Raw genomic sequence first — 24612 nt, 5'->3', positions numbered from 1 at the left:
TATGTCAAATAACGACCAAAAGCGCGACGAAGGCTACATTGAGAAGCTGGTTCAAGTTAACCGCGTAGCCAAAACCGTTAAAGGCGGCCGTATCTTCACTTTCACCGCGTTGACCGTGGTGGGTGATGGTAAAGGGCGCGTTGGCTTCGGCCGTGGCAAGTCACGTGAAGTGCCTGCCGCGATCCAGAAGGCAATGGAAGCTGCTCGTCGCAACATGATCCAAGTTGATCTGAACGGCACCACTCTGCAGTACGCAATGAAGTCCGCTCACGGCGCTTCGAAGGTGTACATGCAGCCTGCCTCTGAAGGTACCGGTATCATCGCTGGCGGCGCTATGCGTGCTGTCCTCGAAGTTGCTGGCGTTCAGAACGTTCTGGCCAAGTGCTACGGCTCGACTAACCCGGTAAACGTGGTTCACGCCACTTTCAAGGGTTTGAAAGCTATGCAGTCTCCTGAATCCATTGCCGCCAAGCGTGGCAAAAGCGTCAAGGAGATCTTCTGATCATGGCTACCGTTAAAGTAACGCTGATCAAAAGCATGACCGGCCGCATCCCTAACCACAAATTGTGCGTTAAGGGTTTGGGTCTGCGTCGCATCGGTCACACTGTAGAAGTACTTGATACTCCCGAGAATCGCGGGATGATCAACAAGGCTTACTACATGCTGCGTGTCGAGGGTTAATCGATGAAACTCAATGATCTGAGTCCAGCGCCGGGTTCCCGTCGCGAAAAGCATCGTCCGGGCCGTGGTATCGGTAGTGGTTTGGGCAAGACCGGTGGCCGTGGCCACAAAGGTCAGTCTTCCCGCTCCGGTGGCACCATCGCTCCAGGCTTTGAAGGCGGTCAACAGCCGCTGCATCGTCGCCTGCCGAAGTTCGGTTTCGTTTCCCTGAAAGCCATGGACCGCGCAGAAGTGCGTTTGTCCGAGCTGGCCAAAGTGGAAGGCGACATCGTTACCGTGCAGACCCTGAAAGATGCCAACGTGATCAACGTCAACGTACAGCGTGTGAAAATCATGCTGTCCGGTGAAGTGACTCGCGCTGTCACTATCGGCAAGGGAATCGGCGCCACCAAAGGTGCGCGTTCGGCTATCGAAGCAGCTGGCGGCAAGTTCGAGGAATAAATGGCTAAGCAAGGTGCTCTCTCAGCGCTCGGCAAAGGCGGTATGTCTGAACTTTGGGCTCGTCTGCGTTTTCTGTTCCTGGCGATTATCGTCTACCGAATAGGCGCACACATCCCGGTTCCAGGTATCAACCCGGACCGACTCGCAGACCTGTTTCGACAGAATGAGGGGACCATTCTTAGCTTGTTCAACATGTTTTCCGGCGGCGCGCTGGAACGGATGAGCATCTTTGCACTGGGGATCATGCCGTACATCTCGGCATCGATCATCATGCAACTGATGACCGCCGTCAGCCCGCAGCTGGAGCAGTTGAAGAAGGAAGGTGAAGCTGGCCGTCGCAAGATAAGCCAGTACACCCGCTACGGCACTGTCATCCTTGCCCTGGTCCAAGCTATCGGCATGTCCGTTGGCCTGGCTGGGCAGGGTGTTGCGTTCACTGGTGACTTTGGCTTCCATTTCGTCGCGGTATCCACTTTTGTGGCTGGTGCGATGTTCATGATGTGGCTGGGTGAGCAGATTACTGAGCGTGGTGTTGGTAACGGTATCTCGATGTTGATTTTCGCAGGTATCGTTGCCGGTCTTCCGAGAGCGATTGGGCAGTCTTTCGAGTCTGCACGTCAGGGTGATATCAATATCTTCGCCCTGGTTGCCATCGGTTTGTTGGCAGTAGCGATTATCGGTTTTGTGGTGTTCATTGAGCGTGGCCAGCGTCGTATTGCTGTTCACTACGCCAAGCGTCAGCAGGGCCGTAAGGTCTTTGCCGCGCAGACCAGCCACTTGCCGCTGAAAGTGAACATGGCCGGGGTTATTCCTGCCATTTTCGCGAGCAGCATTTTGCTGTTTCCGGCTTCGTTGGGTGCCTGGTTCGGTCAGTCTGAAGGTATGGGCTGGTTGCAGGACATCTCGCAGTCGATCGCTCCTGGTCAGCCGTTGAATATTCTGCTGTTTAGTGCAGGGATTATTTTCTTCTGCTTCTTCTATACGGCGTTGATGTTCAATCCGAAAGACGTAGCGGAAAACCTGAAGAAGTCCGGTGCCTTTATTCCGGGCATTCGTCCAGGTGAGCAGTCTGCGCGCTACATTGATGGCGTTCTGACTCGCTTGACCATGTTCGGTGCTCTATATATGACGGCCGTGTGCTTGTTGCCCCAGTTCCTGGTGGTTGCAGCAAACGTTCCGTTCTACCTTGGCGGGACCTCGTTGCTGATCGTCGTCGTGGTTGTGATGGACTTCATGTCCCAAGTACAATCGCACCTCGTTTCGCACCAGTACGAATCCCTGATGAAGAAAGCCAACCTGAAGGGCTACGGCAGCGGCATGTTGCGCTGAGTACCCCATAAGGTTCGAGGAGTTGGTGATGAAAGTTCGTGCATCGGTGAAAAAGCTGTGCCGTAACTGCAAGATTATTCGCCGCGAAGGTGTTGTTCGAGTAATTTGCAGCGCGGAACCGCGTCACAAACAGCGCCAAGGCTGAGTGTGATCCGCTTGAAGCCCGGCAGCTAGTGCGCTGCCGGGTTGATTATTTGTTATTACAGCGATATTATCTCGCGCCCTATTTCTTGGCTTCCGGGGCGTAGGTAGCTGTCAATTGGAGTCCCACTGAATGGCCCGTATTGCAGGCGTTAACATTCCAGATAACAAGCACACTGTTATCTCGCTGACCTACATCTATGGTGTTGGTCGCACTACTGCGCAGAAAATTTGCGCAGATACTGGGGTAAACCCAGCCGCAAAGATCAAAGATCTGAGCGACGAGCAGATTGAGCTGTTGCGTGGCGAAGTGGCGAAGTTCACCACTGAAGGTGACCTGCGTCGCGAAATCAACATGAAAATCAAGCGTTTGATGGACCTCGGTTGCTACCGTGGTCTGCGTCATCGTCGTGGTCTTCCAGTACGCGGTCAGCGTACCAAGACTAACGCGCGTACCCGTAAAGGTCCGCGTAAGCCGATCCGCAAGTAATCGCCCACGCGAATCGACAGGAAATTAATCATGGCAAAACCTGCTGCTCGTCCTCGTAAAAAAGTTAAAAAGACAGTGGTTGATGGCATCGCCCACATCCATGCATCTTTTAACAACACAATCGTGACCATCACCGACCGTCAAGGTAACGCGCTTTCTTGGGCTACCTCCGGTGGTTCGGGTTTCCGCGGTTCCCGCAAGTCCACCCCGTTTGCTGCTCAAGTAGCTGCTGAACGTGCTGGTCAAGCTGCGCTGGAATATGGCCTGAAAAACCTCGACGTTAACGTCAAAGGTCCAGGTCCAGGTCGTGAGTCTGCTGTCCGTGCATTGAACGGCTGTGGCTATAAGATCGCCAGCATCACCGACGTGACGCCAATCCCGCACAACGGGTGCCGTCCGCCGAAGAAGCGCCGCGTGTAATCCAGGAGATTGTAAAGAATGGCTCGTTACATTGGTCCAAAATGCAAACTCGCTCGTCGTGAAGGCACCGATCTCTTTCTGAAGAGCGGCGTGCGCGCGATCGAATCGAAGTGCAACATTGAAGCAGCACCTGGTATCCACGGCCAACGCCGCGGTCGCCAGTCCGATTACGGCACCCAACTGCGTGAAAAGCAGAAGGTCCGTCGTATCTACGGCGTTCTCGAGCGTCAGTTCAGCGGCTACTACAAAGAAGCTGCTGGCAAGAAAGGTGCAACCGGTGAAAACCTGCTGCAACTGCTCGAATGCCGTCTGGACAACGTTGTATACCGTATGGGCTTTGGTTCGACTCGTGCCGAATCCCGTCAGCTGGTATCGCACAAATCCGTCAGCGTAAACGGCCAAACCGTTAACGTGCCGTCTTACCAGGTTCGTGCTGGTGACGTGGTCGCGATTCGCGAGAAAGCAAAAAATCAACTTCGCATTGTCCAAGCTCTCGATCTGTGTGCCCAACGTGGCCGCGTAGAATGGGTAGAAGTAGACACTGAGAAGAAGTCGGGCGTTTTCAAGAACGTTCCTGCTCGCAGTGATCTGTCCGCCGACATCAACGAAAGCCTGATTGTCGAGCTCTACTCCAAGTAAGGGCTAGAAAATAGGTGCATCCATGCAGATTTCGGTAAATGAGTTCCTGACACCCCGTCACATTGATGTGCAGGTTGTCAGTCCAACCCGCGCCAAGATCACTCTCGAGCCTCTCGAGCGTGGTTTTGGCCACACCCTGGGCAACGCGCTGCGCCGCATCCTGTTGTCCTCAATGCCCGGCTGTGCAGTAGTCGAGGCCGAGATTGACGGTGTGCTCCACGAGTACAGCGCCATCGAAGGTGTACAGGAAGACGTAATTGAAATCCTGTTGAACCTTAAAGGTCTGGCTATCAAGCTGCACGGCCGTGACGAAGTTACGCTGACCTTGTCGAAGAAGGGTTCGGGGGTGGTTACCGCTGCCGATATTCAGCTGGATCATGATGTCGAGATCGTTAATCCCGATCACGTAATCGCTAACCTGGCGTCTAACGGCGCCCTGAACATGAAGCTCACCGTAGCTCGTGGTCGTGGTTATGAACCGGCCGACTCGCGTCAGAGCGATGAAGACGAAAGCCGCAGCATTGGTCGCTTGCAGCTTGACTCTTCGTTCAGCCCGGTTCGCCGTATCGCATACGTGGTGGAAAACGCCCGTGTCGAACAGCGTACTAACCTGGACAAGCTGGTTATTGATCTGGAAACCAACGGTACTCTGGATCCTGAAGAGGCTATCCGCCGCGCTGCAACCATTCTGCAACAGCAGTTGGCTGCGTTCGTCGACCTCAAGGGTGACAGCGAACCAGTGGTAATCGAGCAGGAAGACGAGATCGATCCGATCCTGCTTCGCCCGGTTGACGATCTGGAACTGACTGTACGTTCGGCTAACTGCCTTAAGGCGGAAAACATTTACTACATCGGCGATCTGATTCAGCGCACCGAAGTAGAACTGTTGAAGACTCCGAACCTGGGCAAGAAATCCTTGACCGAAATCAAGGACGTTCTGGCCTCCCGCGGTCTGTCCCTCGGCATGCGCCTCGACAACTGGCCGCCTGCAAGTCTTAAGAAGGACGACAAGGCGACTGCCTGATCGTCGTAATCACCGAACGTGAGTTTGGTAAGGAATGAACCATGCGTCATCGTAAAAGTGGTCGTCACCTGAGCCGTACCAGCTCGCACCGTAAGGCTATGTTCCAGAACATGGCGGTGTCGCTGTTCGAGCACGAGCTGATCAAAACTACACTGCCGAAAGCTAAAGAACTGCGTCGCGTTGCTGAGCCGCTGATCACTTTGGCCAAGACAGACAGCCTGGCTAACCGCCGTCTGGCTTTCGACCGTACTCGTTCGAAAGCTATCGTTGGTAAGCTCTTCAACGACCTGGGCAAGCGTTACGCTACCCGTGAGGGTGGCTACCTGCGCATCCTCAAGTGCGGTTTCCGCGCTGGTGACAACGCGCCTATGGCGTACGTTGAGCTGATCGATCGTCCAGTTGGCGGTGAAGCTGTATCCGCTGAGTAAGACGTCAGTCTGTAACGAAGAACCGGGCCTAGTGCCCGGTTTTTTGTGCGCGCTGGAAAATTGGAAGTACCTCAAGCAACCGCGCGTTCGGTTCATTAAGGCGACTTTATCTATCGGCTTGGTTAGTTAGTTAAATTCTATCGAAGCTCATGATTTAATGAATTTGAAGGTGTCACCTTCCTGGTTAATACTCCCTTCAAGCCGATTAGCCGGCAGTTTCGAGTCTGACCTGAGGAAGATTGAGCATGAGTCAAAATAAAACCCTTACTACCGCCAGCGGTGCCCCCGTTGCCGATAACCAGAACTCCCGCTCCGCCGGCCCGCGCGGCCCATTGCTGCTCGACGATTTTCACCTGATCGAGAAGCTTGCCCATTTCAACCGTGAAAACATTCCTGAGCGTCGTGTCCACGCTAAAGGTTCGGGCGCTTACGGTACCTTCACCGTCACCCAAGACATTACTCAGTACACCAGTGCCAAGCTGTTCGAGTCCGTAGGCAAGCAAACCCCAACCTTCCTGCGCTTCTCTACAGTTGGCGGTGAGCGCGGCTCGGCTGATACCGAGCGTGACCCACGTGGTTTCGCCTTGAAGTTCTATACCGAAGAAGGCAACTGGGACATCGTTGGCAACAACACCCCCGTGTTCTTCATCCGAGACCCGCTGAAATTCCCGGACTTCATCCACACCCAAAAGCGCTTGCCCCAAAGCAACCTGAAAAGTGCACAGATGATGTGGGACTTCTGGTCGCACTCACCCGAGGCGCTGCACCAGGTCACCATCCTGTTTTCGGACCGTGGCATCCCGGACGGCTACCGTCACATGCACGGCTTCGGCAGCCACACCTACAGCCTGATCAACGCCAAAGGCGAGCGGCACTGGGTGAAGTGGCACTACAAGACCCAGCAAGGTATCAAGAACCTGGCGCCTGCTGATGCTGCGCGCCTGGCGGGTACCGATCCTGACTACGCTCAGCGCGACCTGTTCGGCGCTATCGAGCGCGGTGACTTCCCGAAATGGCGCGTGTGCATCCAGATCATGACGCAAGCGCAGGCCAATGCTCACTACGAGAACCCCTTCGACGTGACCAAGACCTGGTCGCAGAAAGAATTCCCGCTGATCGAAGTCGGCGAGCTTGAGCTGAACCGTAACCCGCTGAACTACTTTGCTGAAGTCGAGCAAGCCGCTTTCGGTCCAAGCAACATGGTCCCGGGTGTTGGTTTGTCGCCAGACCGTATGCTGCAAGGTCGCGTGTTCGCTTACGCTGATGCCCACCGCTACCGTGTCGGCACCAACCACCAACAGCTGCCGGTGAACGCGCCACGCAGCCCGGTCAACAGCTACCAGCGTGACGGTTCGATGGCATTCGGTGCAAATGGTGGTGCGGCGCCAAACTACGAGCCAAACAGCTACGCCGATGCTCCGAAGCAGGCTCCGCAATACGCTGAGCCAGCCTTGGCCCTGAGCGGCGCGGCAGATCGTTACGATCACCGTGAAGACACCGACTACTTCAGCCACGCGGGCGCTTTGTTCCGCCTGATGAATGATGAGCAGAAGACCCTGCTGATCAACAACATCGCCGGCGCGATGGCGGGTGTTTCCAGCGACGTGGTCCAGCGCCAGTTGCAGTACTTCTTCAAGGCAGATCCGGCTTATGGAGAAGGGATCGCATCTGCACTGGGTGTATCGCTTAACTAACTCTAAACGATAAGCAGAACCGCCCTCATTTGGGCGGTTTTTGCGTTATTTCAGCTACTTTTCACCGGAAATCTTCACTTTTCTGCCGTTGGTCCCGTGACCTCCGGGTCATCATGGTTCAAACTACAGACTTTCAAGCAGGGAGATGTAGGGCGATGCAAGGTCACCCCGACGTAATCGATTACCTCAACACGTTGCTGACGGGCGAACTGGCTGCTCGTGACCAATATTTCATTCACTCGCGGATGTACGAAGACTGGGGCTTTACCGAGCTCTACGAGCGCATCAACCACGAAATGGAAGAAGAGGCACAGCACGCCGACGCACTGATGCGCCGAATCCTGATGCTCGAAGGCACGCCACGTATGCGTCCCGACGACCTGGACACCGGCACCACGGTCCCTGAGATGCTCGCCAGCGACTTGCGCCTGGAATACAAGGTCCGTGCTGCGCTCTGCAAGGGCATCGAGCTCTGCGAGCAGCACAACGACTACGTCACGCGGGAAATCCTGCGGGTGCAGTTGAATGACACCGAAGAAGATCACACCTACTGGCTGGAGAAGCAGCTGGGTCTGATCAAGTTGATTGGCCTGGAGAATTACCTGCAATCGCAGTTCTGATTCTTCTGGCTACAAAAAAGCCCCTGTCACTTACACGGTGACAGGGGCTTTTTCGTGGGCCTGAACAATCAGTCCTTGTCGCGGGCCAGCAGAGGCTTGAGGTAGAAGCCGGTGTGAGACTGCTTCATCTCAGACACTTGCTCCGGTGTGCCGACCGCAATGATCTGCCCACCTTTTGAGCCGCCTTCCGGCCCCAGGTCCACCAGCCAGTCGGCGGTCTTGATCACGTCCAGGTTGTGCTCGATCACCACCACCGTGTTGCCGTGGTCACGCAGGCGATGCAGTACGTCCAGCAGTTGCTGAATATCCGCAAAGTGCAGGCCCGTGGTCGGCTCATCGAGGATATACAGGGTCTTGCCGGTATCGCGCTTGGACAGCTCGCGAGACAGCTTGACCCGCTGCGCCTCACCACCCGATAACGTGGTCGCCGACTGGCCCAGCTTGATGTACGACAGGCCAACATCCATCAGCGTCTGCAGCTTGCGCGCCAGCGCCGGGACCGCATCAAAGAACACCCGCGCTTCCTCGATCGTCATCTCGAGGGTTTCGTGGATGCTTTTGCCCTTGTACTTGATCTCCAGGGTTTCGCGGTTGTAGCGCTTGCTCTTGCACACGTCGCACGGCACGTAGATGTCCGGCAGGAAGTGCATCTCCACCTTGATCAAGCCATCGCCCTGGCACGCCTCGCAGCGCCCGCCCTTGACGTTGAACGAGAACCGGCCCGGCCCGTAGCCACGAGAGCGCGACTCCGGCACGCCGGCAAACAGCTCGCGAATTGGTGTGAACAGCCCGGTGTAGGTCGCCGGGTTGGAACGTGGCGTGCGACCAATCGGGCTCTGGTCGATATCGACGACCTTGTCCAGATGCTCAAGGCCTTTGATGCTGTCGTGAGCGGCGGCTTCCAGGGTGGTCGCACCGTTCAGCGCGGTGGCGCTCAATGGAAACAGCGTGTTGTTGATCAGCGTCGATTTGCCCGAACCGGATACACCGGTCACACAGGTCAGCAGACCCAACGGGATCTCCAGGTCGACGTTGCGCAGGTTGTTGCCACGCGCGCCCTTGAGGTGCAGCGCCATCTTCTTGTTGCGCGGCGTGCGCTTGGCGGGAACGGCGATCTTCACGCGGCCGGACAGGTATTTGCCGGTCAGCGAGTCAGGATGCGCCATCACTTCGGCAGGCGTGCCCTCGGCGACAATATGCCCACCGTGCACACCGGCACCCGGGCCGATATCTACCACGTAGTCCGCAAGACGAATGGCATCTTCATCGTGCTCGACCACGATCACCGTGTTGCCGATGTCTCGCAGGTGTTTCAGCGTACCCAGCAGGCGATCGTTGTCCCGTTGATGCAAGCCAATCGATGGCTCATCGAGGATGTACAGCACGCCCACCAGGCCGGCGCCAATCTGGCTGGCCAGGCGAATCCGCTGGGCCTCGCCACCGGAAAGTGTGTCGGCACTGCGGTCCAGCGACAGATAGTCCAGTCCCACGTTAACCAGGAACTGCAGCCGCTCACGAATTTCCTTGAGGATCTTGTCGGCAATTTCCCCACGGCGACCGGTCAGCTTCAGTGTGCCGAAGTATTCACAGGCATCGCCAATCGGCAGGTTGGTCACCGCCGGCAGTGTCTTCTCGCCAACCCACACGTGCCGCGCTTCACGGCGCAGGCGGGTGCCACGGCAATCCGGGCAGGGCTGGGTGCTGAGGAACTTGGCCAGTTCCTCGCGCACGCTGGCCGACTCGGTCTCGCGGTAGCGACGCTCCAGGTTCGGCACGATGCCTTCGAACGGGTGCGAGCGTTTGACGATGTCGCCACGGTCGTTCAAATACTTGAAGTCGACGTTTTGCGAACCGCTGCCGTGCAGGATGAATTTCTGATGTTCGGCGGTCAGCTCGTTGAAGGGCACTTCGAGGCTGAACTTGTAGTGAGACGCCAGCGAGCCCAGCATCTGGAAGTAATAGACGTTACGCCTGTCCCAGCCGCGTATCGCGCCTTCCGCCAGCGTGAGGTCGCCATTGACCAGTCGTTTGATATCAAAGAATTGCTTAACCCCCAAACCATCACAGGTCGGGCAGGCGCCAGCCGGGTTGTTGAAGGAAAACAGCTTTGGTTCCAGCTCGCTGATGGCATGGCCGCAGATCGGGCAGGCGAAGCGCGCGGAGAAGATGATTTCTTCTCCGGGCTCGTCGTCCATGGGCGCCACCAGGGCGATACCGTCTGCGAGCTTCAGTGCGGTCTCGAAAGACTCCGCCAGCCGCTGCTGCAAGTCGGCACGCACCTTGAAGCGGTCGACCACCACATCAATCGAGTGCTTCTTCTGTTTATCCAGCTTCGGCGCTTCGTCCAGTTCATAGAGCTTGCCGTTGATCCGGGCCCGCACGAAACCTTGTGCTCGCAGCTCTTCGAAGACGGAAAGGTGCTCGCCTTTACGCTCGCGAATCACCGGCGCCAGCAGCATCAGCTTGGCGCCTTCCGGCTGGGCCAGCACCAGGTCGACCATCTGGCTGACGGTCTGTGCTTCCAGGGGAATATCGTGGTCCGGGCAGCGGGGAATACCTACGCGGGCATACAGCAGGCGCAGGTAATCATAGATCTCTGTGATGGTACCCACGGTGGAGCGTGGGTTATGGGACGTCGATTTCTGTTCGATGGAAATCGCTGGCGACAGGCCTTCAATGGTGTCGACGTCGGGTTTTTCCATCATCGACAGGAACTGCCGGGCATAGGCCGACAGCGATTCCACATAGCGGCGCTGGCCTTCGGCGTACAGCGTGTCAAACGCCAGGGACGACTTGCCGGACCCGGACAAGCCGGTGATGACGATCAGTTTGTCCCGTGGCAGGGTCAGGTCGATGTTCTTCAGGTTGTGGGTTCGAGCCCCACGAATCAGGATCTTGTCCAAGATGGCCTCGCACGGCGGGCGTAAATAATGCAGGAGTATACGGCTAAAGACTGGATGAATATACACTGTCAAAGTGCCGGGTGCAGCCTTACATGAAAGCTGCGCGGCAAAGCGCCGCATATACCCTCTCAATCGATGGGACTGGTAGAATCGCCGCCGGTTCACACGAGGTTTTTCCATGCACGATCCCCACAGCGAACGCATGAGTGGCAGCGAGACCCGCGCAGCAAGCGGTCTGGCCCTGGTGTTCGCATTCCGTATGCTTGGCATGTTTATGGTGTTGCCGGTGCTGGCGACCTATGGAATGGATCTCGCAGGAGCGACCCCGGCCCTGATCGGCCTGGCGATTGGCGCCTATGGCCTGACCCAGGCGCTGTTTCAGATTCCGTTCGGGATCATTTCCGACCGCATTGGCCGCCGGCCGGTGATCTACCTGGGGCTGATCGTGTTCGCCCTGGGCAGCGTGCTCGCCGCCAATGCCGACTCGATCTGGGGCGTGATCGCCGGCCGGGTCCTGCAAGGCGCGGGGGCGATTTCCGCCGCCGTCATGGCGCTGCTTTCCGACCTGACCCGCGAACAGCACCGTACCAAGGCCATGGCCATGATCGGCATGACCATCGGGCTTTCGTTCGCCGTGGCGATGGTGGTCGGTCCGCTGCTGACTCGCGCGTTCGGCTTGCACGGCCTGTTCCTGGCCACCGGTGGCATGGCGTTGTTCGGCATCGTGATCGTCGCTTTCATGGTGCCGCATTCCACCGGGCCATTGCAGCACCGTGAGTCGGGGGTGGCGAAACAAGCGCTATTGCCCACGCTCAAGCACCCGGACCTGTTGCGCCTGGATTTGGGTATCTTCGTATTACACGCGATGCTGATGTGCAGCTTCGTCGCCTTGCCCCTGGCCCTGGTGCAAAAAGCCGGGCTGCCCAAGGAGCAGCACTGGTGGGTGTACCTCACTGCGCTGCTGATTTCGTTCTTCGCCATGATCCCGTTCATCATCTACGGCGAGAAGAAACGCAAAATGAAACGAGTTCTGCTGGGCGCCGTCGCGACATTGATGCTCACTGAGCTATTCTTCTGGCAGTTCGGCGACAGCCTGCGGGCGCTGGTGATCGGCACGGTGGTGTTCTTCACCGCGTTCAACCTGCTGGAGGCTTCATTGCCGTCGCTGATCAGCAAGGTTTCACCGGCCGGCGGCAAAGGCACGGCGATGGGCGTTTATTCCACCAGCCAGTTCCTCGGTTCTGCACTGGGCGGGATCATGGGTGGCTGGATGTTCCAGCATGGCGGTTTGTCGGTTGTGTTCCTTGGATGCGCCGGGCTGGCTGCACTTTGGCTGGCCTTTGCTGTTACCATGCGCGAACCCCCGTACGTCACAAGCCTGCGTCTGCCGTTATCGCCCGAAGCGATTCGTGAAGCTGGTCTGGTAGAGCGCCTGAAGGCCGTCGTTGGGGTAACAGATGCAGTCGTGGTTGCTGAAGAGGCGGCCATTTACATCAAATTGGACACCGAATTATTGGATCGCGCGACGCTCGAGCAACTGGTCAACCCAGTGCCGACAGCGCGCCCAGCCTAGGAGAACGTTATGGCCCGTGGGGTTAACAAAGTCATATTGGTCGGTACATGCGGCCAGGATCCCGAAGTTCGCTACCTGCCGAACGGTAACGCCGTGACCAACCTGAGTCTGGCGACCAGCGAACAGTGGACCGACAAGCAAACCGGCCAGAAGGTCGAAAAAACCGAATGGCACCGTGTGTCGATGTTCGGCAAGGTTGCAGAGATCGCCGGTGAATACCTGCGCAAAGGTTCGCAGGTCTACATCGAAGGCAAACTGCAAACCCGCGAGTGGGAAAAAGACGGCATCAAGCGTTACACCACCGAAATCGTGGTCGACATGCAAGGCACCATGCAACTGCTGGGCGGCCGTCCACAGGGCGACCAACAGGGCCAGGGCGGCATGTCCAACTCGGCACCGCGTCCACAGCAGTCGCGTCCGCAGCCAACCCAGCAGCCACAGCGTGAGTCGCGTCCAGCGCCACAGCAGGCGGCTCCTCAGCCGGCAGCCGACTTCGACAGCTTTGATGACGATATCCCCTTCTAGGGCATACCGAAGCTAAATGTTGCACACTGAAAAACCGCGCCGCCAACAAGGCCGCGCGGTTTTTTTGTGGGCCACACCCAGCTCTAGGCTTGTGCGAAGCGCAACATATCCTCGTTGGCCTGCTGCTTGTGTGTGTCGGTCAACCCGTGGGGGGCTCCCGGATACACCAGCAACTGGGCGTGGGGGATCAAGCGCTTGCTCTCCAGAGCAGATGCCTGGATGGGTACGATTTGATCATCATCGCCATGGATGATGAGCGTGGGCATAGTGAAGTGAGTCAAATCCTCTCGAAAGTCGGTCTCCGAAAATGCCTTGATGCTGTCAAAGGTGTTTTTGTGCCCACCCATAACCCCTTGCATCCAGAATGAATTGATCAAACCTTGCGAGGTTTCGACGCCCGGACGGTTGAAACCGAAGAACGGGCCACTTGCCACGTCCAGGTAGAGCTGTGAACGGTTGGCGATGGAGTCAGCCCGCATACCGTCAAAGACTTCAATCGGCGTTCCATCGGGATTGCTGGGGGTTTTCAGCATCAGTGGCGTTACGGCGCAGATCAGGCCCGCCTTGGCCACGCGCGCGGTGCCATGGCGGGTGATATAGCGTGCGACTTCGCCGCCTCCTGTGGAAAAACCGAAGAGGATCATGTTCTCCAGATCCAAGTGTTCGATCAGTTCCGCGAGGTCATCTGCATAATGGTCCATGTCATTGCCATCCCACGGCTGACTTGACCGACCATGCCCTCGGCGGTCATGCGCAATTGCGCGAAAGCCGTTGTTGGCGAAATGCAGCATCTGCGATTCCCAACTGTCGCTGTTCAGCGGCCATCCGTGGCAAAACACAACGGGCTGCCCGCTGCCCCAGTCCTTGTAGTAGAGATCATTACCTTCACGAGTTTTTAGATAAGCCATGGCGTAGCTCCATTGGATGGATTTGGCTGGGGTTGGCCAGAAAAATCGTCCGTGGACACTGCGCTGGCATTTGTTTTAACGACCATCACAAGGCTAAAGCCTTTACGGGTCGACGATGAGTTTAGTCGGGTTTGTCGAGCGGTGTGCCGTCAGGGCGCGTGTCTTGCGATGCGGCGCTGATGACCAGCGCTCGAAACCTTTCGAGCACCGGCGACGTATCGCCCGTGCGCGTGGCCAGATGCAAAGGTGCCACCAGGCTTTGGCAGTCCGTCAGTTCCCGATACACGATGCCATCTCCGCGCAACCGTCGCATCGACGCTGGCACTATGGATACTCCAAGGCCTGCAGCCACCAGGCTCAGGGTCGCGGTCATGCGCGGCGCCTCCTGTACCACCTGTGGGCTGAATCCGGCTTCACTGCAGGCCACCAGAATGGCGTCATACAAGCCCAACCCCACGCGACGGCGATAAAGCACGAAAGACTCCATCGCCAACGCTGCCAATGGTAGGGGAGATCCGGCATCAAGTGCCAGCGGATGATCCGTGGGCAGCGCCAGCAACATCGGCTCCACCAGAATCGGCTCATCCTGCAACGCCTGCGTTCCACTCAGGGGCGAACGAATAAACGCCGCGTCGAGTTTTTCATGGAGCAACGCGTCCAGCAGTTCGCCGGTGCCGGCTTCTTCCAGCACTACGGAAACACCCACAAAGGTTTCCCGAAACAGGCGCAACACGCTGGGCACAAATGGATGCAAGGCGGCAGAACTGGTAAAGCCAATGGCCAGCCGCCCGCGTTCACCACGGGCGGCGCGGCGCACGATGTCGGCCACACCGTCGACACTGGCCAGAATATGTCGAGCTTCCTCCAGCAAGGCCAAACCCGCCGTGGTCGGGCGCACGCCCCGTGGCAGGCGCTCCATCAGGACCACGCCTAACTCTGCTTCCAGACTTTGCAGCAGGCGCGTCAGGGGCGGCTGCTGCATACCCAGTCGTTCTGCCGCGCGTGTGATATAGCCTTCTTCGGCAATCGCGACGAAGGCCTTGAGCTGCCTGAGTTCCAGCATAGGAATACTTTTAAGGTATGGGAGATGGTCAATCCTGGCATTTGTTCTCATGGATCACAAGATTTAGGCTGTCGTCACTCCTCACAGAAGAAGGAATGCCGCAATGACCTGGTCAGCCAAGCAATACTCGATGTTCGAACAACAGCGTACCCGTCCCGTCCGGGATCTGGTGGCGGCCATTCCTGATGGCGATGTACGCAGCGCCGTCGACCTGGGATGCGGCCCGGGCAATTCCACCGAGGTGCTGGCCGAGCGTTTTCCGAAGGCATTGGTCACCGGCATGGACAGCTCCGATGACATGCTGGTCGATGCCCGCAAGCGCCTGCCCACCCTGAACTTTGAATTAGCTGACATCGGCGCCTGGAACCCTGCGCAGCAATTCGACGTCATCCTCGCCAATGCATCCCTGCAATGGCTGCCTGACCACGCCACGTTGTATCCGCACTTGGTCAATCAGCTGACCGAAGGCGGCACGCTGGCAGTGCAGACGCCCGACAATTTGGATGAACCCGCCCACAGGCTGGCGCGGGAAATCGCGGCCGACGGCCCATGGGCGGCCAAGATCGGAGCGGTGAAACACAACGAGCGCCATACCGCGAGCTACTACTTTGATCTGCTGAGCAAGCACTGCTCCACCGTGGATATATGGCGCACCACTTACCACCATCCGCTGGCAGGCTCTGCTGCGGTGGTGGAGTGGTTCAAGGGGTCGGCATTGCGCCCGTTCCTGGCGCCCCTGACTGACTCAGAAAAGAGCGCCTTCCTCGATGAGTACCTGGCGCGGATCACCCAGGCCTACCCAGCGCTGGCCGATGGCACCGTGCTGCTGCCATTCCCTCGGCTGTTTATCATCGCGACCCGTTGAACAACCCGGCCACCCGCTCGCTGTATTCCGCCGCCACTTCCTGAAGCAAGTGGCGCATCCAGCGGTGCGCCGGGTCGCTGTCGAGCACTTTGTTCCATAAGGTGAATTCGCGCAGCAGCGGCAGTTCAAAGGGTGGCGCCAATGCGCGCAATGACAGGAAATCGCCATACAGGGTCGCCAGGCTTCGCGGGATCACCGCGACCCGTTGGGTGCCCACCAGCAGATGCGGCACCGTGTTGAAGCTGCTGGTGGTCAACTCGACCCGGCGCGCCTGGCCATAACCCTGAAGGATTTTTTCACTGAAGCTGGGTTCGCGGGCACTGCCGAAGTTGACCGCAATGTGCCCCAGGCCCAGGTACTCCTCCAGGCTGAGCTGATCGCCTACCAGGCTGTTCTGCGACCAGACCACACACTGGTAGTCATCCTCGAATAGCAGCTCTTTGGCATGCAGGTCCGACAGGTACTGATCGGGCATGATCACAAAGTCCACTTCGCCCTGGGTCAGCATCTGGTTGTAGTGATCGGAGGCGTGCTGGATGTCGAGGGTGATGTGCGGCGCCCGTTGCTGCAGGCGCTGGGTCAGCGGGCCGAGAATGACCGTGGTCACAAAGTCGGTGGCGATCAGTTTGAAGTGGCGCTTGCAGGTCAGCGGGTCAAACTCGGGTTTGTTGACGATCGTCGATTGAATATCCAGCAGCACCCGACGCACCGGCTCGGCCAGGCCTTGGGCGAGTGGCGTCGGCAACATCTTGCGCCCCACCTGCACCAGCAACTCATCATCAAAGTAATCGCGCAACCGCGCCAGCAAGCCGCTGGCCGCTGACTGGCTGACGTTCAGGCGCTGCGCTGCGCGCGTGATGTTCTGTTCGGTGAGCAGGGTGTCGAGGACCACCAGCAAATTCAAATCCAGGTGATGAAAACGCATGGCCTTGCCTCCAGATGAGCATGGCGCGTTGTATCACTTTTTTTGGATGGATGGCATCCCGATAATCGATTGTTCGGATTGTTTGGCCCTCCCTATTATCGATTCCAGAAGCGGCAGGAGCGCCGGTTCTCAAAAGACCTTTCAAGACAAAAATAACAAGTCAGAGGTTGGTATTGATGAAACGGGAACGTATGAGCAGCGTCCGGCCGCCTTGCCATTGGGCCACTCTCGCGGCGGCGCTTGCCGCAGTGGGCTGGGTTCATCACGCGGGTGCATTTGAAATCGACACCGGCGATTCAGACTTGCGTCTGCGTTGGGACAACACCCTCAAGTACAACGCTGCCTGGCGCGTCAAAGACCGGGACAGCAAGCTCGTCAGCACGGTCAACCAGGACGACAGCGACCGTAACTTCAACAAAGGCCTGATCTCCAACCGGCTGAATATCCTGTCCGAATTTGATGCGCGCTATAACAACTTCGGCGCCCGCGTCAGTGCGGCCGGCTGGTATGACAGCGTGTATGAAAGCAGCAACGACAACGATTCCCCGGCCACCGCCAATCAGCGGTCAGTCAGCTATGACCGCTTCACGGACGACACCCGCAAGCTGCATGGCAGCGATGCCGAGATCCTCGATGCGTTTGTCTTCGGCAAGGGCAACCTGGGCGACCTGCCCACCAGCTTCCGCCTGGGCCGGCACACCGTGCTGTGGGGCGAAAGCCTGTTCTTCGGGGCCAACGGCATTGCGGGCGGGCAAGCACCGGTGGACATCATCAAGGCCACCTCGGTACCCAATACGCCGTTCAAGGAATTGATTCGCCCGGTCAATCAATTCTCCGGGCAGGTCCAGTTGCGGGCGAATGTCTCGGTGGCGGCGTACTACCAGTTTGCGTGGGAAGAGAACCGCATCCCCGCCGTAGGCAGTTATTTTTCCACCTCGGATGTGGTGGGCGAGGGGGGTGAGCGCTTGATTGTGGGTGGCCCGATCGGCCCCAACCAACAACCGCTGGCGTTCTTCCACGGCAAGGACATCAAGGCAGACGACAAGGGCCAGTACGGTCTGTCGCTGCGGTTTTCGCCTGAAGACTGGAACACCGATTTTGGTCTCTATGCGATCCGCTACCACGCCAAGGACCCGATGATTTACACCCGCGCCAATCCCGGCGGGCCCAACCCGTTGACCGGTCAACTGGGCGAATACCAACTGGTGTACGCCGAAGGGATTCGCGCATTTGGCGCCAGCTTCAGCACCTCGGTGGGCGATGCCAACGTTGCCGGTGAAGTCTCGGTACGGCGCAATACACCGCTGGTGAGCGTGTCCCAGGCCAACCCGACAGGCCTGGGAGACAACGACAGCCATGCCCTGTATGCCGTGGGCAACTCGCTGCACGCCCAGCTCTCCAGCCTCTACTCGTTCAACAGCAATGGCATTTGGGATTCCGCCAGCCTGGCGGGTGAAGTGGCCTGGCACCGGCGCACCAGCATCACCAAAAACGCTACCGCGCTCGACCCCAACAGCGAGCGCGATGCCTGGGGCCTGCGCATGAGCTTCACCCCCAACTTCTTCCAGGTGTACCCCGGCGTCGACCTGAGTGTGCCGCTGGGCCTGGGCTACAACCCGAAAGGGCGCTCGTCGGTGATCAGCAAATTCAACAACGGCGTGGGCGACAAAGGCGGCGATGTGAGCATCGGCCTGCAGCTTGAGTACCTGCAAACCTGGAAGGCCGGCCTCAACTACACGCACTACATCGGCGGCAGCGACAACTTCCTCGATAGCCGTAACGCCAACACCTATGGGCAACCGCTCAAGGACCGCGACTTTATCGCCTTTACCGTCCAGCGATCATTTTGACCGTGGCTGCATAACAACAATAAACAGAGGTGCGTTTCATGAAACTCCAACCGTTGATGCTCGCGGGTCTGTTGGTGGCCGTCGCGCCCGCAGGCTGGGCTGCAACCGACGCCCAGGCCCAGCAACTCAAGTCCACGCTCACTCCCTTGGGCGCCGAGCGCGCCGGCAACGCCGATGGCAGTATTCCCGCGTGGGACAAGGGTTTTACCCAGGTGCCGGCTGGCGTCAACCCGGGCCCGCGCCTGCCGGACTACTTTGCCAGCGACAAACCGCTGTACTCGGTCACCCCGCAAAACGTCGCGCAGTACGCCGACAAGCTCAGCGACGGGCAAAAAGCGCTGTTCGCCAAATACCCGACCTACCGCATCGACGTGTACCCGAGCCGGCGCACCGCCGCCGCGCCCCAATGGGTCTACGACAACACCCTGAAAAACGCCACGGCCGCGCACCTCACCCATGAGGGAAACACCCTGGAAGGCGCCAGTGGCGGCATTCCGTTCCCGATCCCGACCACCGGCGCCGAAGTGATCTGGAACCATCACCTGAGCTGGCGCGGCGTGGCCTGGAAGAACGACTACAACGTGTACGTGATCACCGCCAGCGGCCAGCGCATTCTGTCGGCCACCGTACAGGCGCAGCGCGAGATGCCGTATTACTTCCAGGACGGTAAACCCGAATACAAAGGGGTGTACTGGATGACCCGCCTGGTCAACCTCGGCCCGCCGCAACGTGCCGGTGAAGCCTTGCTGGGCCGTGAGCCGCTGGATTATGCCAACGGCGGCCCGCAATCCTGGGTCTACCTGGCCGGCCAGCGCCGTGTGCGCAAACTGCCGGTGTCGTCTTACGACACGCCCACGCCCACCAGTTCCGGTGTGGCCAACTTCGACGAGGTCTCGGTATTCACCGGCCCGCTCGACCGCTATGACTGGAAGATCGTCGGCAAGCAGGAAATGTTGATTCCCTACAACAGCAACAAGATCCTGCAACCGGCCAAGGACGACGCGATCCTCGGCGAACGTTTCCTCAACCCCGATCACATGCGCTGGGAACTGCATCGCGTGTGGGTGATTGAAGGCAACCTGGTCGCCGGCAAACGCCACAGCATGCCCAAGCGCCGCTTCTACGTAGACGAAGACACCTGGATGGCCGTACTCGGCGACAGCTGGGACGCCAACCACCAATTGTGGCGCACCTACTTTCAACTGCCGTACCTGATGCCGCAATTGCCCGGGCTGGTGCGTGGTTTATACGGCCAATACGACCTGCAGACCGGTGCCTGGATGGCCCACAACGTGGTCACCGAAAAACGCGTGCACAACGATGTGGTTGCACCGTTCCCCGACAGTGACTTCAGCCCGGACGGCCTGGCGGCCGATGGTGTGCGTTGATGCGTGGGCAACCCGTATGGCTGGCGCTGGGCGTGCTGGGCATTTGCCTGGCAGCCCATGCTGCCGAGGCGCCCGTCAGTGATGTACTGCAGCGCCCGGCGTTGCAGGTGGCGGCGCCCACCCAGGCAGTGCTCATCGATATCACCCAGGCTGGTGGAAAACGCCTGGTGGCCGTCGGTGAGCAGGGCTTGATCGTGCTTTCGGACGACGGCGGCCAACACTGGCGTCAGGCCCCGGTGCCCACCAGCGCAAGCCTGACCTCGGTCAGCTTTGCCACCGCCTCGCAAGGCTGGGCAGTGGGGCATGCCGGCGTGGTCCTGCACACCGTGGACGGTGGTGAAAGCTGGCAGCTCCAACTGGACGGCAACGCCGCCGCCCAACGCGTACTCGATGCCGTGCGTGCGGCGCCGGAGGCCTCCGCGCGGCAACTCAAGGTGGCCCAGGGGTTTGTTGCAGACGGTGCCGACAAACCCTGGCTGGCCGTGCATTTCAGCAACGAACGGCAAGGCACTGTGGTGGGGGCTTTCGGCCTGATCCTGCATACCGAAGACGGTGGCGTGAGCTGGCAGTCCTGGGTCGACCGCCTGGACAACCCGGCGGGCAATCACCTGTACGCGATCGCTGTTCAAGGCCCACGGATTTTCGTCGCGGGAGAACAGGGCACGTTGTGGACATCCGCAGACGGCGGCGCGCATTTCTCGCGGTTGCCGAGCCCGTACGACGGCAGTTTTTTTACCCTGAACCTGGCAGCCGATGGTTCGGTTCTGGTGGCGGGATTGCGCGGGAATGTCTGGCGCAGTAGCGATCAGGGCCGGCAATGGCAGGCGGTGAATAACCCGTTCAACAGCAGCGTGGTCGCAGCGCGTTCAACCCGCGCCGGTGTGATGCTCGCTGACCAGAGTGGCCACCTTTTACTCAGCGCCGAGGGCGATGCTTTACGCGAGCAAGGGCTGCCGGCCGTTGGCGCGGTGGCGGCCCTCAGTCAGGCGGGCGACGGCCAGTGGGTCGTGGTGGGCGCGCGCGGCATCAAACGATTGGAACAGGTGAACGGGCAATGACGCATCTTCGTAATCCGCTCGACCTGCGGCGTGGCCCCGAGCACAGTCTCCAGGCCTTCGACCGCCATTCCGGCTCGCTGATTGAGCGGGCACTGTTCAACCATCGCAGCCTGGTGCTGTGGCTGTGCCTGCTGTTGACCCTGGGCCTCGGCGCCGCCAGCACCCGCCTTGGGCTCAACGCCAGCTTTGAAAAAATGATCCCCACGGGGCATCCCTACATCGCCAATTACCTGGCCAACCAAAAGGAACTCACCGGGTTGGGCAACGCGGTCCGCATCGCCGTCGAGGTGCCCGGCACCACGATTTACGACGCGCATTACCTGGAGTTGCTGGCCCGTCTTAACGACAAAGTATTTTTGCTGCCGGGTGTCGACCGGCCCTTCATGAAGTCCCTGTGGACCCCCAACATGCGCTGGATGGCGGTGACCGAGGAGGGCGTGGAAGGCGGCCGGGTGATCCCTGATGACTACGACGGTTCGGCCAGCAGCCTGGAAACGGTGCGCCGCAATGCCACGCGCTCCGGTGAGATCGGCCAGACCATCGCCCTGGACGGCCGCTCCAGCCTGATCTTCGTGCCCTTGATGGACATCGATGCGCAAACCGGCAAAGCCCTCGACTACAGCGCGTTGTCCCAACAGCTGGAGCAACTGCGCAGCGAGTTCCAGGCTCAGGGCCTGACGATTCACATCACCGGTTTCATCAAAGTGGTAGGCGACCTGATCGACGGGTTGCGCCAGGTGCTGCTGTTTTTCGCGGCGGCGATTCTGATCGCCACCCTGATGCTCTACGCATTCACCCGCTGCCTGCGCAGCACCTTGCTGGTGATGGCCTGCTCGTTGATTGCGGTGGTCTGGCAACTGGGCCTGGTGGCATTGCTGGGGTTCGAGCTCGACCCCTATTCGGTGCTTGTACCGTTCCTGGTGTTGGCCATCGGCATGAGCCATGGCGCACAGAAAATGAACGGCATCATGCAAGACATCGGGCGCGGCATGCACCGGCAAGTGGCGGCGCGCTTCACCTTTCGGCGGTTGTTTCTCGCCGGCCTTACCGCCTTGCTGTGTGACGCGGTGGGGTTTGGCGTGTTGATGCTGATCGACATCAGGGTCATCCAGGACCTGGCATTGATCGCCAGCATTGGGGTGGCGGTGCTGGTGTTCACCAACCTGATCCTGCTACCGATTCTCCTCAGCTATTGCGGCGTCAGTGCCCGGGCCGCCGCGCGCAGCCTGCGCAGTGAAGAGGCTGACCGGCACGGGCGCAAGCATCCGTTGTGGGCGTTCCTCGACCGGTTTACCCAGCGCCGTTGGGCCACCGGCACGTTGATGGTCAGTGCATTGCTGGCCGGCGGCGGCTGGTGGATCAGCCAGCAGTTGCAAGTCGGTGATCTCGACGCCGGCGCCCCGGAGCTGCGGGCCGACTCGCGCTATAACCGCGACAACGGATTTATGGTCACCCACTACGGCGCCAGCAGCGATGTGTTCGCGGTGATCGTGCGCACACCTGACGGCGCCTGTTCCGACTACACCACCTTGATGCGCGTGGATGCGTTGGAGTGGCGCTTGCGCCAACTGCCGGGCGTGGAGTCCACGGCGTCGCTGGCCAGCCTCAACCGCAGCCTGTTGGTGGGCATGAGCGAAGGCAACCCGAAGTGGTATGACCTGACCCGGAACCAGGCGTTGCTCAACTCCATCACCGGGCGGGCACCGCGTGAGCTGTTCAACCAGAGTTGCAACACCCTCACGCTCTACGCCTACTTGCGTGACCACAAAGCCGTGACGTTGACGCGGCTGGTGAACGAAGTCGAGGCCTTCGCCCAGGCCAATGACACCGCCGACGTGAAGTTCCTGCTGGCGGCCGGCAATGCGGGCATCGAAGCCGCGACCAATATCGTGGTCAAGCAGGCCAATCACGACATGTTGTACTGGGTCTACGGCGCGGTGATCGTGCTGTGCCTGCTGACCTTCCGCTCCCTCGCGGCGGTGGTCTGCGTGATCCTGCCGCTGATGCTCACTTCGATCCTGTGCGAGGTGCTGATGGTGTGGCTGGGCATCGGCGTCAAGGTGGCGACCTTGCCGGTGATCGCCTTGGGCGTCGGCATCGGCGTGGACTACGCGCTGTACGTCATGAGCATTTTGCTGGCGCGGCGCAAGGCAGGTGACAGCCTGTCCCAAGCCTATTACCAGGCGCTGCTGTTCACTGGCAAAGTGGTGATGCTGACGGGTGTAACCCTGGCAGTCGGTGTTGCCACCTGGGCGTTTTCACCGATCAAGTTCCAGGCAGACATGGGCATTCTGCTGGCCTTCATGTTCCTGCTGAACATGCTCGGTGCACTGGTGTTGCTGCCGGCCCTGGCGCACTTCCTGCTGCCTGATGCACCTTCCGAACACCCCATAACAACAATAGGAAACCCCGCATGAACCCGTCCTCGCAAGCTGCCCCCGCGCCTCGCCCGCGCGGATCAGGCCCGTTGTTGTTGCTCGGCAGTTGCCTGCCGATTCTCGGTGGAGTGTTGATTGCCCCGGTGTTGCCACGCATAGCCGAACACTTTTCCGGTACCGCCAATGTGGGGCTGATGGTGCCCATCGTGCTGACGTTGCCGGCGCTGATGATCGCGTTGTTTTCGCCGTTCGCCGGCTGGCTCTCCGATCGCATCGGGCGCAAGCGTCTGCTGGTGCTGGCGATGCTGCTGTATGGCATCTGCGGGCCGCTGCCGCTGGTGCTGGATAACCTCGACGCGATCCTGCTCAGCCGCGCCGGCCTGGGCCTGGCGGAGGCGGCGATCATGACCTGTTGCACCGCGCTGATCGGCGACTACTTCGACGGCCGCGACCGGGTGCAATTACTCTCGTGGCAAACCATTGTCACGTCACTGTCGGCCACCGCGTTTTTCATGCTGGGCGGAATCATCGGCGAGCACGGTTGGCGCCTGCCGTTTGCGGTGTACATCGTGGGCCTGCTGCTTGCTCCGTTGATGCACCTGGCGTTGCGCGAATCGTTGCGGGGCGCCAGCGCGGCGGTCGAGGTAGCGCACAGCACAGGTTTTCCCTGGCGCTCGCTGTCGGTGATTTGCGGCATGACCGTGCTGGCGTCCCTGGGCTTCTTCATTGTTCCGGTACAAACCGGTTTCCTGTTGGAACACATCGGCATTGATTCGCCGCAGCGCATTGGCATGGCCATCGGCCTGGGCCATTCGGCGGTGTTTGTCGGTGCCCTGTGCTTCCGGCGCCTGAGCCGGTTCGGCCCGGGCTTGCTGCTGGCGCTGGCGTTTGTGGTCTCCGGGATCGGCATTTTGCTGCTGGCCAACGCGGTCGACTACCGCACGGCGGTCATTGCCGTGATGGTCAACGGCCTGGGCGGTGGGCTGGCGTTGCCCACGGTCCTCAGTTGGGCACTCTCCACCCTGAGCTTCGAACACCGCGGCAAAGGCACCGGCCTGTTCAACGCGGGCTTTTTCGGCGGCCAGTTTGCCAGCCCGTTATTGGTCATGGCGTTGTCCGGTGTGTCCGATGGGCGTGTAGGCGCGGTGGCCATGGTCGGCTGGGGATTGCTGCTGGCGGTCCTGGTTTCGCTGATCGCACCGAGGCTGGCCGGCGTGCGGCTGCTTGATCCGATTCAAGTGTCGGACGACATGGTCCTGCATTAACCGT

At 59.4% G+C, this 24612-nt stretch carries 24 protein-coding genes; 20 read left to right on the top strand and 4 right to left on the bottom strand.

The window, feature by feature from the left end; all coding sequences use genetic code 11:
• The first annotated feature begins 1 nt into the window (after position 1).
• The 12 genes from rpsE to bfr all read left to right on the top strand — a co-directional run bounded on the left by rpsE (position 2) and on the right by bfr (position 7907).
• Entirely contained in the window at positions 2–502 is a 501-nt protein-coding gene (gene rpsE / locus V3W39_RS28265) for a 30S ribosomal protein S5 (protein WP_003186035.1), read from the top strand.
• A gap of 2 nt (positions 503–504) precedes the next feature.
• Positions 505–681, top strand: a complete 177-nt coding sequence (rpmD, locus tag V3W39_RS28260; RefSeq protein WP_003186033.1) for a 50S ribosomal protein L30 — start codon at positions 505–507, stop codon at positions 679–681.
• Positions 682–684: 3 nt separating this feature from the next.
• Positions 685–1122: a 50S ribosomal protein L15 gene (gene rplO, locus V3W39_RS28255; protein ID WP_003210066.1), complete on the top strand. Its 438-nt coding sequence runs from the start codon at positions 685–687 to the stop codon at positions 1120–1122.
• Positions 1123–2451, top strand: a complete 1329-nt coding sequence (gene secY / locus V3W39_RS28250; RefSeq protein ID WP_003210064.1) for a preprotein translocase subunit SecY — start codon at positions 1123–1125, stop codon at positions 2449–2451.
• 28 nt (positions 2452–2479) lie between these two features.
• Positions 2480–2596 (top strand): 50S ribosomal protein L36, encoded by a 117-nt coding sequence (gene rpmJ, locus V3W39_RS28245; RefSeq protein ID WP_002555468.1) that lies wholly within the window; start codon positions 2480–2482, stop codon positions 2594–2596.
• Positions 2597–2725: 129 nt separating this feature from the next.
• Positions 2726–3082, top strand: a complete 357-nt coding sequence (rpsM, locus tag V3W39_RS28240) for a 30S ribosomal protein S13 (RefSeq protein ID WP_003210063.1) — start codon at positions 2726–2728, stop codon at positions 3080–3082.
• Between the two features lie 30 nt (positions 3083–3112).
• On the top strand, positions 3113–3502 hold the full coding sequence (rpsK, locus tag V3W39_RS28235; RefSeq protein WP_002555466.1) for a 30S ribosomal protein S11: 390 nt from the start codon (positions 3113–3115) through the stop codon (positions 3500–3502).
• An 18-nt stretch (positions 3503–3520) separates the two neighbouring features.
• On the top strand, positions 3521–4141 hold the full coding sequence (rpsD, locus tag V3W39_RS28230) for a 30S ribosomal protein S4 (RefSeq protein ID WP_003210056.1): 621 nt from the start codon (positions 3521–3523) through the stop codon (positions 4139–4141).
• Positions 4142–4163: 22 nt separating this feature from the next.
• Positions 4164–5165, top strand: a complete 1002-nt coding sequence (locus V3W39_RS28225; RefSeq protein WP_003176403.1) for a DNA-directed RNA polymerase subunit alpha — start codon at positions 4164–4166, stop codon at positions 5163–5165.
• 41 nt (positions 5166–5206) lie between these two features.
• Positions 5207–5593, top strand: coding sequence for a 50S ribosomal protein L17 (rplQ, locus tag V3W39_RS28220; RefSeq protein ID WP_003210053.1), 387 nt, complete (start codon positions 5207–5209; stop codon positions 5591–5593).
• 245 nt (positions 5594–5838) lie between these two features.
• A complete protein-coding gene (locus V3W39_RS28215; protein WP_330213796.1) occupies positions 5839–7287 on the top strand; it encodes a catalase in 1449 nt (482 codons plus the stop codon).
• 155 nt (positions 7288–7442) lie between these two features.
• Positions 7443–7907 (top strand): bacterioferritin, encoded by a 465-nt coding sequence (bfr, locus tag V3W39_RS28210; protein ID WP_003210048.1) that lies wholly within the window; start codon positions 7443–7445, stop codon positions 7905–7907.
• 68 nt (positions 7908–7975) lie between these two features.
• Here bfr and uvrA read toward each other — a convergent pair whose 3' ends face one another.
• Positions 7976–10810 carry an excinuclease ABC subunit UvrA gene (uvrA, locus tag V3W39_RS28205; protein WP_010174605.1) on the bottom strand — a complete coding sequence of 945 codons (2835 nt, stop codon included), beginning with the start codon at positions 10808–10810 and terminating at the stop codon, positions 7976–7978.
• Positions 10811–10988: 178 nt separating this feature from the next.
• Here uvrA and V3W39_RS28200 point away from each other — a divergent pair, with 178 nt between their 5' ends.
• Together V3W39_RS28200 and V3W39_RS28195 are read left to right on the top strand one after the other, a co-directional pair.
• Positions 10989–12383, top strand: coding sequence for an MFS transporter (locus tag V3W39_RS28200; RefSeq protein WP_177046152.1), 1395 nt, complete (start codon positions 10989–10991; stop codon positions 12381–12383).
• Positions 12384–12392: 9 nt separating this feature from the next.
• The gene (locus V3W39_RS28195; RefSeq protein WP_177046150.1) at positions 12393–12908 is read left to right on the top strand and encodes a single-stranded DNA-binding protein; all 516 of its coding nucleotides are present in this window, start codon (positions 12393–12395) and stop codon (positions 12906–12908) included.
• 83 nt (positions 12909–12991) lie between these two features.
• Here the strand turns inward: V3W39_RS28195 and V3W39_RS28190 are convergent, their stop codons facing one another.
• A complete protein-coding gene (locus tag V3W39_RS28190) occupies positions 12992–13816 on the bottom strand; it encodes an alpha/beta fold hydrolase (RefSeq protein ID WP_177120314.1) in 825 nt (274 codons plus the stop codon).
• Positions 13817–13937: 121 nt separating this feature from the next.
• Positions 13938–14879 (bottom strand): LysR family transcriptional regulator, encoded by a 942-nt coding sequence (locus V3W39_RS28185; RefSeq protein ID WP_177078094.1) that lies wholly within the window; start codon positions 14877–14879, stop codon positions 13938–13940.
• 103 nt (positions 14880–14982) lie between these two features.
• Here V3W39_RS28185 and tam point away from each other — a divergent pair, with 103 nt between their 5' ends.
• Positions 14983–15744, top strand: a complete 762-nt coding sequence (tam, locus tag V3W39_RS28180) for a trans-aconitate 2-methyltransferase (protein WP_330213795.1) — start codon at positions 14983–14985, stop codon at positions 15742–15744.
• Here the strand turns inward: tam and V3W39_RS28175 are convergent.
• Positions 15728–16669, bottom strand: coding sequence for a LysR family transcriptional regulator (locus V3W39_RS28175; RefSeq protein ID WP_259196632.1), 942 nt, complete (start codon positions 16667–16669; stop codon positions 15728–15730). The genes tam and V3W39_RS28175 overlap by 17 nt on opposite strands.
• Before the next feature lie 176 nt (positions 16670–16845).
• On the opposite strand from V3W39_RS28175, the gene V3W39_RS28170 reads away from it, so the two are divergent.
• Genes V3W39_RS28170 through V3W39_RS28150 form a run of 5 tightly spaced genes read left to right on the top strand, consistent with a single transcriptional unit; the run spans position 16846 to position 24608 of the window.
• Positions 16846–18519, top strand: coding sequence for a DUF1302 domain-containing protein (locus V3W39_RS28170; protein WP_330213794.1), 1674 nt, complete (start codon positions 16846–16848; stop codon positions 18517–18519).
• A 38-nt stretch (positions 18520–18557) separates the two neighbouring features.
• Entirely contained in the window at positions 18558–19907 is a 1350-nt protein-coding gene (locus V3W39_RS28165) for a DUF1329 domain-containing protein (RefSeq protein WP_330213793.1), read from the top strand.
• Complete coding sequence (locus tag V3W39_RS28160) at positions 19907–20965, top strand: WD40/YVTN/BNR-like repeat-containing protein (RefSeq protein ID WP_330213792.1); 1059 nt, start codon at positions 19907–19909, stop codon at positions 20963–20965. Before V3W39_RS28165 ends, V3W39_RS28160 begins: the two co-directional genes overlap by 1 nt.
• The gene (locus V3W39_RS28155; RefSeq protein WP_330213791.1) at positions 20962–23382 is read left to right on the top strand and encodes an efflux RND transporter permease subunit; all 2421 of its coding nucleotides are present in this window, start codon (positions 20962–20964) and stop codon (positions 23380–23382) included. The genes V3W39_RS28160 and V3W39_RS28155 overlap by 4 nt, the downstream gene beginning before the upstream one ends.
• Complete coding sequence (locus tag V3W39_RS28150; protein WP_330213790.1) at positions 23379–24608, top strand: MFS transporter; 1230 nt, start codon at positions 23379–23381, stop codon at positions 24606–24608. Before V3W39_RS28155 ends, V3W39_RS28150 begins: the two co-directional genes overlap by 4 nt.
• Positions 24609–24612: the final 4 nt, after the last annotated feature.

Origin of the sequence: Pseudomonas sp. Z18(2022), assembly GCF_036346535.1 — a bacterium.
GTDB classification, from domain to species: Bacteria; Pseudomonadota; Gammaproteobacteria; order Pseudomonadales; family Pseudomonadaceae; genus Aquipseudomonas; species Aquipseudomonas yamanorum_A.
Note: the sequence above shows the minus strand (reverse complement) of the source record. Positions and strands in the feature narration are given on the sequence as shown.